The organism is Klebsiella sp. 2680, from assembly GCF_900198535.1.
Taxonomy (GTDB): Bacteria; Pseudomonadota; Gammaproteobacteria; order Enterobacterales; family Enterobacteriaceae; genus Klebsiella; species Klebsiella indica.
In genome coordinates this window covers 146,335-157,958 of record NZ_FZNJ01000002.1, presented here as the reverse complement: position 1 = coordinate 157,958, position 11,624 = coordinate 146,335, and the positions used below count along the sequence as shown (strand labels likewise).

Sequence of the window (11,624 nt, the reverse complement as noted above, 5' to 3'; positions counted from 1 at the left end):
TTTAGTGGGATTGCGGATGAGACGCGTCGTACTGCTTAACCGCCGCGAGCGTTTTTTCAATGTGCGTTTCCGGATTTCTGTCAGTGTAGCTCAGCAGGATGTCGCCATCAGGCGCAATAACATAAGAGGTACGGTCAGAAAGCGTTTTGCCTTTCATTTCTATCAGTGTCTGATACCGGGCTGCGACTTTGGCGCCTGGATCTGCCGCCACGGCGAATTTGTCGCGGCACTCCAGTCTGGAGAAATCACTCACCTGCGCGGTGTTGCCTGCGGTGACGCCCACCACCGTGGCACCCATTTTATTGAAATCATCGGTGGCTTCGGCAAAGTCATGCGCCTCAATGGTACAACCCGCGCTGAAGGCGGCCGGGAAGAAGTAAAGCACGACCGGCCCTTTTTGCAGTGCCTTTTTGAGCGAGAAGGTCAGGGGTTTACCAGCAAGGGCGCCCTGTAGCTCGAAGTCAGGGGCTTTGGCCCCCACCGGTAACGCAGCGTGGGCGCTGAACGCAGGTAGCGCGATAACAGCGGCGAGGGTCAGGGTGGAAACGAGAGTGTGTAACGATTTCATTATCAGCTCCTGCGAGGTATGAACGCTCTGGTTCGGGTAGACTCAGTTATTCAGTTCGCAGGAGCAGGGAGAAAAGTTGCGCGCGGGTGAAAATTTTTTAACACGGCATGAACCTAACCGTGTTCAGTGTTCGATGATTGTACGCGGCCCGGCTGACTCGTGTTCTGTTACGACACAATATTGTACGTCACGATCGCCAGAATCGGGTTGCGGCAATGTTTATCAGGCTACGGGTCTCAGGGGCGTGAATTACTCTCCCCAGCGGGACTTCAGATAGTTAACGGCCTGCTGGGTTTGCGGCTGATTAAGATAATTTTCTCTGAACAAAATAGTGCCCTGAATTTGCGGTATCGACGCGTTTAAATCAAGCTGCTTTTTCAGTTCCGGCACGCCGCCGTTCACCATCCAGTCCGGCTCATTTTTCGACGGTTCGCCAACTTTATACAGCGCCACGCCAATATAGAGGCGGGTATGCGTTGGTTTCACCACATCCGCCCACCACTTTGCCAGCACATCGTAACGGGCGGCGCTGCGGGAAAAAGGCCAGTACAACTGCGGCGCGATATAGTCCAGCAATCCCAGTTGCACCCAGCGGCGGGTGTCGGCATAAGACTCGTCGTAGGCCGCCGCGCCGCGAGTGTCGGAACCGGCGGCGTCGTGCGAGCGATTGCGCCAGACACCCGCCGGGCTGACGCCGAATTCGACATCGGGATTGATTTGCTTGATGGTGCGCGAAACCTGCTCAATCAGCAGCTGCGTGTTGTGTCGCCGCCAGTCCGCTTTTGTGGCAAAACCCTGACCATATTGCTGAAATGTCCGGTTGTCGTTCAGGGGCGATCCCGGCGTTTCGCTATAGAAATAGTCATCGAACTGGACGCCATCCACCGGATAGTGCTGTACCACTTCCGCCACAATGCTGGTGATCCAGTCACGCACCTGCGGAATACCGGGATCGAGAACGAAGCGATCCCCGGCGGTGCGGATCCATTCCGGATGCAGGACATAGACGCTGGCGGGAACCTGTGCCAGCGTCGCTTTCAGCGCTTCTACGGTTTTCGGGCGAGTATTGGTCGAAACGCGATAGGGGTTAAACCACGCATGAACGCGTATCCCGCGTTTGTGCGCTTCGTCCAGCATAAAACGCAGCGGATCGTAGCCCGGATCCTGACCAATTTTCCCGGTCAGCATATCGGACCACGGCAGAATTTTTGACGGCCAGAGGGCGGTCGCGTCGGGTTTTACCTGAAAGAACACGGTATTAATACCGAGACTTTTTAATTTATCCAGCTTGGCGATCAGGGATTGCTGCTGCATGGCGATACGGCGGCTGGCATCGATATTGCCATTAACCGATGCCAGCGGCGGCCAGTCGAGCCGCGATACGGTCGTCAACCAGACGCCGCGTACCGGCTCATGGCTTTTCGGCAAAATGGACGGTTTGCTGGCTGGCGGGAGCGGGGTGACAAGGGATGCGGGGGGGTTACTGCGGCAACTGGCCAGTAACAGCCCCGCAGCAATTGCAATGACGGATATATTTATTTTATTCAACAGAAAGCTATGACCGCGGATCATCATATATGCCGACTTTTTCTGGTCGTGACGTAGGGGGCTATTTTCGTATTATGCGGCGTTAAGTCAACCGCTTAGATGACCGGCGCGGCAGTTTACGCCGTGAAGCCTTAACCCCGTCAGCCCGGCAGTCCATGGATCTTGCCGCGTTCCCGGGTCAGCCTGGTTATCTGGGCCGGGAACGCGGCTTCCCCGGCCCGATTTTTTTACTGTTCCGCTTTTTGCTGCCAGCCGCCGCCAAGCGCGGCAATCAGCTCAACGCTGGCGACCCACTGCGTGCTTTGCAGTGACAGCAGACTTTGCTGTTCGCTCAGACTGCTGTTTTCGGTTGTGGCAACGTCAAGATAGTCAATCATTCCCGCCTCATACTGATTACGGGTGACTCTCGCTGATTCCTGCGCCGCCACGGTGGCCCGCTGCCGGGAAAGGATCTCGCCTTGCAGAACGCGTAGCTCAACCAGATAGTCCTCCACCTCCTGCAGCGCTTGCAGAACCGTTTGCCGGTAGCTGGCGACTTTCGCGTCATAGTTGGCGCGGGCCTGAGCGACTTCCGCCGATGTCGCGCCGAAGTCCAGCAGCGTACCGCTTAATGCCGGGCCGAGCGACCAGATACGGTTTGGCAGCGATAGCAGATTGTGTATCGCTGAGGAACTGACGCCGCCGCTGGCGCTTAAGGTCAGGTCCGGGTAATAACCGGCGATGGCGACGCCCACCGCCGCGTTCGCCGCCGCCACATCACGTTCTGCTTCGGCAATGTCCGGACGGCGCTGTAGTAATTGCGCGGGCAGCGTTTGCGGAATGGCCGGAAGCGTGGCCTGCATGTTACTGACCGGCAGGCTGAAATCCGCCGGCGCTTTCCCGATCAGCAGGGCAATGGCGTGTTCCAGCTGCGCGCGCTGCCACTGATAATCCTGGGCGGAGGCGCGAGCGCTCTCTAACTGCATCTGCGCCTGCGCCAGGGTGGCCCGCGATTCGCTGCCCACCTGATATTTGTTGTTTATCACCGTCAGATAGCGTTCATATGCGTCGATACTGCGCTGATACAGAGCGATTTTTTCGTCCATTACTCGCAACTGGAAATAGTCCTGCGCCAGCTCGGATTGCGCGCTGAGGGTGATATTGGCCAGTTCCGCGGCACTGGCTTCGGCGCTGGCTCGGTTTTCCTCGACCGTGCGGCGTAGTTTGCCCCACAGATCCAGTTCCCAACTGGCGCTAAGCTCGGCGGTGTGCGAATTACCGGTGGTGCGTTGCCCGCTACTGTGGCTACTGCTGCGCGTCGAACTGGCGTCATAACTGAGGGACGGGAAGAGTTCGGCCCGCGACTGGGCCACCAGGGCCTGCGCTTCTCTGTACTGCGCGGCATAGCTGGCGATATTCTGGTTAGAAAGACTCACCTGACGCAACAGGCTGTCAAGCTGCGGATCGTGGTAGACGGCCCACCACTCTCCCTTTTTGACATCATCCTGCGGCACCGCCTGCTGCCATCCTTTGGCTTCTTTATAGTGTAAAGGCAGGGGCATTTTCGGCCGCTGATAGTCCGGGCCGACGGTACAGCCAGTGAGGAGTAATACACAGATGACGGAAGTCATCGATAATGACATTTTCATTAATCAGGATCCTGCATGACGAACGCGATGCCAGTGATGTCGGACCGCGCGACTAAGCTTATCTAGCCAGAGATACACTACCGGCGTGGTGAAAAGGGTCAGTAGCTGGCTCAGAGCCAGTCCACCGGCAATCGCCAGGCCCAAAGGACTGCGTAAATCAGCATCGCCACCGCTGCCTAACGCCAAAGGCAGGGCGCCGAAGAAGGCGGCAAGGGTGGTCATCATAATCGGGCGGAAGCGCATCAGGCAGGCCTGAACAATCGCCTGCTGCGGCGACATGCCCAGCCGCCTTTCGGCATCAAGAGCGAAGTCGATCATCATAATAGCGTTCTTTTTCACAATCCCGATCAGCAAAATAATGCCAATGAGCGCGATAACCGTCAGTTGAGTATTGGTTAACAGCAACAGCAGCAGAGCCCCGACCCCCGCCGATGGCAGAGTGGAGAGAATGGTCAGCGGATGGATGTAGCTTTCGTACAACACGCCCAGCACGATATAGATGGCGATCAGTGCCGCGACAATGAGCCACGGCATGGTTGTCACCAGGTCGGCATAGGCTTTAGCGGTGCCCTGAAAGCCGGCCTGCACGCTTGAGGGCAGGCCGATTTTCGCCATCGCGTTATTGATCAGAACCTGCGCCTGCTCCAGCGAAACGCCGTCGTTAAGATTAAAGGCGATAGTGCTGGTTGCGGACTGGGACTGGTGCGCAACCGACAGCGGGGCATTGCTGCCGACAAACCGGGCAAAGGCGGAAATCGGTATCCGGTCGCCGTCATCATTGATCACATATAACTCGCTCAGTATCGCAGGATCGCGTGTGTACTTATCGGACAACGTCATGACCACATGGTACTGGTTCAGAGTGTGATACAGGGTGGCGATTTGCCGCTGGCTGAAGGCGTTATTCAACATCTCATCAAGCATTTTGACGTTAACGCCGAGCCGTGTGGCGCGGTCGCGATCGATCTGGATAACCATCTCCTGCCCCCCGGTTTCAGAGTCCGAATCCACGCTGTTGAACTGCGGAATAGCCGCCAGCGCCGCCTGTACCTTCGGCGTCCATTCGCGTAGCAGATCGAGATCGTCGGCCTGCAGGCTGTATTGATAGCTGGCGTTGGCGCTGCGCCCGCCGATGTGTAAATCCTGAGCGGCCATCAGGAACATTTGCGCGCCGGGAACATGATTGGTTTTCATACTCAGGCGGTTGGCCACTTCGGTGGCCGTTGCGTCGCGCTGATTAAAATCCTTCAGCCGGACAAAGAAGTTAGCGGTATTGCGCGAGCCGAACATGCCGCTGCCCATTGATGACATCACGCTGTCAACGGCCGGATCGGCCTCAATCATTTTGGTGAACATCTGCACTTTCGGCTCCATCGCCTGGAAGGAGATATTCTGATCGGCGCGTACCGCCCCCATCAGCAGGCCGGTGTCCTGGTTGGGAAAGAAGCCTTTCTGTACCACGCTATAAAGAAAAATATTCAGCATCACCGTCAGCAGCAGGCTAAACATCACCAGCTTCTGGTGCGCCATTACCCAGTGCAATCCCCGTGAGTAGGCAGCCAGCAGGCGGTTAAGTTGATTCTCGATCCATTGATAAAGTGGGTGAGGCCGTCGGGTGACCGCCGGTTTTGCTTTCAGAAGCCGTGAACAGAGCATCGGGGTCAGGCTGAGGGAGACAAACATCGAGATCAGCAGCGCGACGCTAAGCGTGACTGCGAATTCGCGAAACAGTCGTCCGACAATACTGCCCATCAGCAGAATCGGGATAAATACCGCCAGCAGCGAGACGGTCATCGACAAAACGGTGAAACTGACTTCACGGGAACCACGCAGCGCCGCGCGCAGCGGACTGAGGCCCTCTTCAATATGGCGGGCGATATTCTCCAGCACCACAATCGCGTCATCGACCACAAAACCGGTGGAGATGATCAGCGCCATCAGGGACAGATTATCGAGACTGTAACCGAGCAAATACATGACCGCGCAGGTGCCGATCAGCGACACCGGCAGCGCCAGCGCCGGGATCACCACCGCCTGTAGATTGCGCAGAAAAACGAACACCACCGCGATAACCAGCAGCACGGCGATCAGCAATGTTTCCTCTGTCTCATACAGCGACTCACGCACGGTGGTGGAGCGATCGACCACCACTTTTAGTCGGGTATCGGCAGGCAGGTTTTTTTCCAGCGCGGGCAGTTGCGCCTTAATCGCATCAATCGTCTGCAGCATATTTGCGCCGGCCTGGCGCATAATGCCGATCATGACCGCCGGACTGCCGTTAAGAAAACCGGCCTGATATTTATCTTCGACGGAGTCGTACACGCGGGCGACATCGCTCAGGCGTAATGTTTTGCCGTTGCGATAAGCAATAACCAGATCGCGGTATTGCGCCGCTTTATCGAGCTGACCATTGCTGTCCACCACCCAGGACTGATTGTTACCCTGTAACATTCCTTTCGGCAGATTGGTTGTGCTGTCGGCAATGGCGCTGCGTACGGTATCCAGTGAAATACCGTATTGGCTGAGTTTATTCGGCTGCAGATCGATACGCACAGCAGGCAGCGCGCTGCCCATTAATGAGACTTCGCCGACGCCTTTTACCTGTCCAACGGCTTGCTCTATTTGGCTTTCCGCCAGATCGTACAACTCCCCTGGGGAGCGTGAGGAAGAGGTCAGCGCCAGCATCACAATAGGGGCATCGGACGGGTTGGCTTTACGGTAGGTCGGCAGTGACTCCATACTGCTGGGCAGCAGGCTGCGGGCGGCATTGATCGCCGCCTGGACGTCGCGCGCCGCGCCGTTAATGTCGCGGTCGAGATCAAACTGTAAAATAATGCTCGACGAGCCCTGCGAACTGGTCGAAGTCATTTCGCTGATTCCGGCAATTTGTCCAAGGGCGCGTTCCAGCGGTGTGGCAACGGTCGCCGCCATGGTTTCCGGGCTGGCGCCAGAGAGGCTGGCGCTGACCATAATGGTCGGGAAATCCACCTGCGGCAGAGGCGCGACCGGCAACAGCCGATAACCTAATCCCCCTAACAGCAGGATCCCCAGCGTGATCAGCAGTGTGGCAACCGGGCGAAAAATAAATAACCGGGTCAGATTCATTGTTTCTCTTGCGCCTGCTGTTTACGTTTTACCCAGCGTCTGCCGTGTGCGGCGAGACCATCAAACCACAGGTAAATAACCGGCGTGGTAAACAGGGTGAGTATCTGGCTGACCACCAGGCCGCCGACAATCACCAGGCCCAACGGCTGGCGCAGCTCGGCGCCAGAGCCGGAGGCCAGCATCAGCGGTAACGCGCCCAGCAGTGCCGCCATGGTGGTCATCATGATCGGGCGAAAGCGCAGCAGACAGGCCTGATGTATGGCTTCCCGCGGACTGAGGTGCTGCTTGTATTCCGCCTCCAGCGCAAAGTCGATCATCATGATGGCGTTTTTTTTCACAATGCCAATCAGCAAAATGACGCCAATCAGGGCTATCAGGCTGAAATCGGAACCTGCAAGCATCAGCGACAGCAGCCCGCCGACCGCCGCCGAAGGCAGCGTGGACAGGATCGTTACCGGATGAATAAAGCTCTCATACAAAATACCCAGTACCACATACATGGTGAGCAACGCGGCGAGGATCAGCCACAAGGTGTTGGCGGTAGCGCTCTGGAACGCCGCGGTTTCGCCCTGGTAGCGCAGGGTGATACTGGAGGGTAAGCGCAGTTGTTCGACCGTCTCAGCGATCGCTTTTTGCCCGTCCCCCAGGGAGTAGCCATGATTGAGGTTAAAGGAGATCATCACCGCCGGGAACTGATTCAGACGCATATGCATCAGCGAACCGGTACGCTGGTGGATGGTGGCGATCGAGGTCAGTCTGACCAACCCGGTGCTGCTGCTCTCTGTAGAGGCGTCGGATGATGATGTGGTTGACGATGTTGACGATGTTGATGATGTCGATGTGCTATCACTGTCGCTACTGCTGTCGCTGCTACTGGTTGATGACGGCTGTAGCCAGATATCGTCAAAAGAAGCCGGAGACTGCTGATACTTCGGCGCGACTTCCAGCACGACGCGGTACTGATTGGACTGAGTAAAGATGGTGGAAACCAGCCGCTGGCCGAAGGCGTTATACAGCGCGGTGTCGACATCGGATGCGGTAATGCCGAAGCGGGCGGCTTTATCGCGATCCAGAGTGACATAGGCCACCTGGCCCTGGGACTGCAGATTACTCACCACGTTGTTGAATTCGGGGCGTTTTTGCAGTGCGGCGACCAGTTGCGGCGTCCAGGTGATGAGATTCTCGCTGTCAGTATCATCCAGGGTGAACTGGTACTGACTTGGCGTCACCTGGTCATTGACGGTTAAATCCTGCGCTGGCTGCATGTACAAACGGATCCCGACCACCGATTGCGCCGCCTGCTCCAGTTGGCGGATAATCGCTGCGGCTTTTTCATCACGCTGATCAAAAGCGCGCAGATTGATCTGAATTCGACCGCTGTTGAGGCTGGTATTGCTGCCGTCGATACCAATGGTCGAGGAGACGCTCTGCACAGCCGGATTCTGAAGAATGACTTTCGCCAGCGCCTGCTGCCGTCTGGCCATCTCGTTAAATGAGACATCCTGAGAAGCGATCGTCACTCCCTGAATCAGGCCGGTATCCTGCACCGGGAAGAAACTTTTGGGGATAATGATATAGAGCAGGGCCGTTATGGCAAAGGTCGCCAGTGCCGCCAGCAGCGTCAGTTTACGATGGTTAAGCACTACGATAAGCAGCCGATCGTAATAGTGGATCACCGCGTCGAATACTGCGCCGCCTTTGCGCGCAAAGCGCGACTGTTTTTCTGGTGGAATATAGCGCAGCAGATACGCGCACAGCATGGGCGTCAGCGTCAGCGAGACCACCATCGACACCAGAATCGATACCGCGAGGGTAATGGCGAACTCGCGAAACAGGCGTCCAACCACATCGCCCATAAACAGTAGCGGGATCAGGACCGCAATTAGCGAAAAGGTCAATGAGATAATGGTAAAGCCGATCTGTCGCGACCCCTCCAGCGCCGCTTGCATCGGAGGGGCGCCTTCTTCCAGACGGCGGGAAATATTCTCCACCACCACGATGGCATCATCGATGACAAAACCGGTGGCGATAGTCAGCGCCATCAGCGACAGGTTATTGAGGCTGAAACCAGCAAGATACATGACGCCAAACGTGCCGACCAGCGACAGCGGTACGGCAATGCTGGGGATCAGCGTTGCCGCCACGTTGCGCAGAAACAGGAACGTCACCATCACCACGAGGGCGATAGAGAGCATCAGTTCAAACTGTACATCATGGATCGAGTCGCGGATTGTCTGGGTACGATCGGAAAGAATGGTCATCTTAACGCCGTCCGGCAGCGCCGCCTGCAATTGCGGCAGTTTCGCTTTAATATCATCCACAACCTGAATCACGTTGGCGCCGGGCTGGCGCTGAACGCTAATGATAATCGCCGGACTGTTATTGGCCCAGGCTGACTGGAAGCTGTTTTCCGGCCCCTGTTCAATATGGGCGATATCCTTCAGGCGCAACGCCGCGCCGTTCTGGTAAGTCAGGATCAGGTTGCCATATTCCTGCGCGGTATGAAGCTGATCGTTGGCATCAATAGTGACCGAATGGTACTGGCCATCAAAACCGCCTTTCGAACCATTAACGTTGCTGTTGTTGATCAGGGTGTTGACGTCTTCCAGCGTCAGCCCGTGGGCCGCCAGCGCGTTGGGGTCCATTTGTACGCGAATTGCCGGTTGATGACCCCCCGCCAGCGTCACCATCCCGACGCCGGAAATTTGTGACAACTTCAGCGCAACCCGGGTATTGACCAGATCCTGAATACGGAGCAAGGAGAGGGTATCGGAACTTGCCGCCAGGGTGATCACCGCGTTATCCGCCGGATTCACTTTTTTATAGGTCGGCGGATTTGGCAGGTCATCCGGCAACAGGTTATTGGCGGCGTTAATGGCTGCCTGCACTTCCTGCTCGGCGACATCCAGCGATAGATCGAGCGAGAATTTCAGGGTGATGATCGATGAACCGCTGGAACTGGTGGAGGTCATCTGGCTCAGACCGGACATCTGCCCTAACTGGCGCTCCAGCGGTGATGTTACCGCTGACGCCATTACATCAGGGCTGGCGCCGGGGTAAAGGGTGGTAACCTGGATGGTTGGATAGTCAACCTGCGGCAGGGCCGAGGTTGACAGAAAGCGGTAGGCGAAAATTCCGCTAATCAGCACCCCCAGCATCAGCAGGATAGTGGCGACCGGACGTTGAATAAAGAGACGAGATGGGTTCATTTGGCGCCAGCCGTCGCAGATGTGGGTTGCTGAGTGTCGCCCACAATTGAGACTTTACTGCCGTTGCTCAGTCGGTCAATACCTTCCGTCACCACGCGCTCGCCGGGCGCGATCCCCGTCAGGATCACCTGCTGATTATTCTGCCACGTCGGGCCCAGGGTGACGGTCCGGCGGGTGACGGTATTGTCTTTGTTAATCACATAGACAAAATTGCCATCACTACTGAGCTGTAGTGCCTGAGTGGAGACGACCGTCGCCTTTGGCAACATACGGGTCTGTAAACGCAGATTAACGAACTGGTTAGCGTATAACGCTTCATCATCGTTAGGAAATTCCGCTTTAAGGGTCACGGTGCCGGTACTGGTATCGATCTGGTTGCTGATAAATTTCACTGCGCCTTCGGCCAGCACGCGGTTGCCGTCCTGATCTAAGGCGGCGGCGGGTAACGTCTGACCACGGTGCAACACGTTGGCCAGCGTGGGAATATAGCTTTGCGGGACGCTAAAGGTAACCGCTGCAGGCTGCATTTGGGTGATGGTGACCAGCCCAGTGGAGCTGGAACTGAATATCATATTGCCGGGATCGACCAACCGCAGACCGACGCGTCCGCTGACCGGCGCGGTGATGCGGGAGTATTCGATATTTAACTGCGCGCTGGCGATCTGCGCCTCATCGGCTGCGACGGCGCCGCGATACTGGCCGACCGTGGCAATTTGTGAATCCAGATCCTGGCGGGCCAGTGAGTCCTGGGCATACAATTTTCTATAGCGCGCCAGCGTCAGTTCGGCGCTTTGCAGCAGCGCTTTGTTTTCGCTCAGTTCGCCCTGATACTGCTTCAGCGTTGCCTGGTAGGAACGCGGGTCGATTTGCGCCAGTAGCTGGCCCGCCTGGACCTTCTGCCCCTCAGTAAAGTAGACCTTTTCCAGTTGACCATCGACCCGGCTGGTGACGGTCACCGTGGCATTGGGAATGACCGTGCCAAGTGCATTGAGGTAAACCGGAACATCTGCCGTTGTTGCCGTCGCGCTATGGACCAGCGTCGTACCGCCGCCCATTTTGCCCATCGGCCCGCCAGGCGGAAAGTCGCCGCCGCCCATTTTTTTCCCCATGGGCAATAAGCGCCATATCACACCGGCGATAATTAACAGCACACACAATATCAATAACCATCTAAACCAATGGCGGCTTCGGAACAGCGGAATGTTCTTTTTCATTACGGTCTTCAAATGTCAGATGAATAAATAGCAACCACTTATATGCACAATTCAGTGAAGGGAAAGCGAAGTAGCATGAAATTTTGTGAACACGTTACCTGTAAATAATGGAAAAAATATGGATATATTAATAAGATCGCATTGGCTGACTGTCCAGTATCCGGTGCGATTCAGTTAAGATCGTCAGCGGCTTTTTATGCTGTTTTGCGTGCCCGCGAGAATCGCGTTTTTCAGCGGGTTGTACGGAATGGCGCATTTTTTTCCCGTGCTGAGTTCGCGGCCTGTTCCGTTCACTTGACACCACGAGAATGCGCCGCATTCCCCGCCATTACGCCGAAAACCTGCCGCGTCG

General features: G+C 56.4%; 6 protein-coding genes. All 6 read right to left on the bottom strand.

Annotated features, from left to right (window positions below; translation table 11 throughout):
• Position 1 precedes the first annotated feature (1 nt).
• The 6 genes from FN037_RS08145 to FN037_RS08120 all read right to left on the bottom strand — a co-directional run bounded on the left by FN037_RS08145 (position 2) and on the right by FN037_RS08120 (position 11,272).
• Entirely contained in the window at positions 2-568 is a 567-nt protein-coding gene (locus tag FN037_RS08145) for a peroxiredoxin (RefSeq protein ID WP_138362333.1), read from the bottom strand.
• A 249-nt stretch (positions 569-817) separates the two neighbouring features.
• Positions 818-2,143, bottom strand: coding sequence for a glycoside hydrolase family 10 protein (locus FN037_RS08140; protein ID WP_142501968.1), 1,326 nt, complete (start codon positions 2,141-2,143; stop codon positions 818-820).
• A gap of 200 nt (positions 2,144-2,343) precedes the next feature.
• The gene (locus FN037_RS08135) at positions 2,344-3,744 is read right to left on the bottom strand and encodes an efflux transporter outer membrane subunit (RefSeq protein WP_374043509.1); all 1,401 of its coding nucleotides are present in this window, start codon (positions 3,742-3,744) and stop codon (positions 2,344-2,346) included.
• Between the two features lie 3 nt (positions 3,745-3,747).
• The gene (locus FN037_RS08130; RefSeq protein WP_138362331.1) at positions 3,748-6,849 is read right to left on the bottom strand and encodes a multidrug efflux RND transporter permease subunit; all 3,102 of its coding nucleotides are present in this window, start codon (positions 6,847-6,849) and stop codon (positions 3,748-3,750) included.
• On the bottom strand, positions 6,846-10,058 hold the full coding sequence (locus FN037_RS08125) for an efflux RND transporter permease subunit (RefSeq protein WP_142501967.1): 3,213 nt from the start codon (positions 10,056-10,058) through the stop codon (positions 6,846-6,848). Before FN037_RS08125 ends, FN037_RS08130 begins: the two co-directional genes overlap by 4 nt.
• Complete coding sequence (locus FN037_RS08120) at positions 10,055-11,272, bottom strand: efflux RND transporter periplasmic adaptor subunit (RefSeq protein ID WP_138362329.1); 1,218 nt, start codon at positions 11,270-11,272, stop codon at positions 10,055-10,057. Before FN037_RS08120 ends, FN037_RS08125 begins: the two co-directional genes overlap by 4 nt.
• Between the last annotated feature and the right edge of the window lie 352 nt (positions 11,273-11,624).